This window comes from Streptomyces sp. SID14478, from assembly GCF_010548525.1.
In the GTDB taxonomy this organism is placed as follows: domain Bacteria; phylum Actinomycetota; class Actinomycetes; order Streptomycetales; family Streptomycetaceae; genus Streptomyces.
In genome coordinates, this window is record NZ_JAAGMG010001340.1 from 1 (window position 1) to 449 (window position 449).

The 449-nt window shown below is 77.3% G+C and carries 2 pseudogenes; one reads left to right on the forward strand and one right to left on the reverse strand.

The annotated features are described in order from the left end of the window. Positions 1 to 233 (forward strand): annotated as a pseudogene (locus tag G3I40_RS42175) (MFS transporter); the annotation flags it as partial. Here G3I40_RS42175 and G3I40_RS42180 read toward each other — a convergent pair. Continuing rightward, a pseudogene (locus G3I40_RS42180) lies at positions 188 to 449 on the reverse strand (hypothetical protein); the annotation flags it as partial. The pseudogenes G3I40_RS42175 and G3I40_RS42180 overlap by 46 nt on opposite strands.

Sequence of the window (449 nt, forward strand, 5' to 3'; positions counted from 1 at the left end):
TCACCGAGTCGACCGTGCCGCGCGCCGTCCTCACCCAGGCCTTCACCTGGATCGGCTCCGCCAGTGCCGCGGGCACCGCCGTGGCCGGTGCGCTGGCCGGACGGGCCGTGGACGCGGGCGGGCCGCACGGCGGCTTCGCCGTCTCCGCCGGAGCGACGCTCGTGATGGCGGGGCTCGCGGCGCTGACTCAGCGGGAGCGGGGCAGGGTGCGGGCCGCGCGGGTCAAGAGGTAGGGCAGCGCCCGGTGGTGGACGGGCGCGGCGAGCGCCCACAGCACCTTCCCCGCGGGCCGGTCGAAGCGTACGGAGGTCGTCCACACGACGGCCCCGTCCGTCACGGTCACCAGGTTCCGGGTGCTCAGCTGCGGCGAACTCGCCTCCAGGCCCGCGGCGTCCGCGTCCGACTGGGCGAGCGCCCATCGCTGCACGTGGTCGGCCGAGTCGCGCGGC